General features: G+C 47.1%; 1 protein-coding gene. It reads left to right on the top strand.

Annotated elements, in window-relative coordinates; translation table 11 throughout:
• Positions 1-342, top strand: a 342-nt coding sequence (locus A3757_RS02870) for an aldehyde dehydrogenase family protein (protein WP_156506135.1), incomplete at both ends; no start/stop codon positions are given.

The raw sequence follows: 342 nt of genomic DNA on the forward strand, positions 1-342 counted from the left end.
CGGTTGGAACGGTAGCAGTTCTAGCACCATGGAATTACCCTCTACACACACCGATCAACTCTATTATTCCAGCTTTATTAGCTGGTAACTCGGTGATCCTAAAGCATTCAGCCCAAACACCTTTGTGCGGTGAACGTATTGTAGAGGCTTTTGCCGACGCGGGTCTTCCTCAGGGCGTATTACAATGCCTTCATATGAGTCATGACACAGCCAAGACTATGCTGGAGCAACCTTCCATAAAGGCTGTGACCTTTACTGGTTCTGTCGAGGCCGGTAAAGATATTGAAAAAGCATGTGCAGGTAGGTTTATTAACCTAACGCTTGAGTTAGGGGGCAAGGATC

It is taken from the genome of Oleiphilus sp. HI0117 (genome assembly GCF_001635235.1).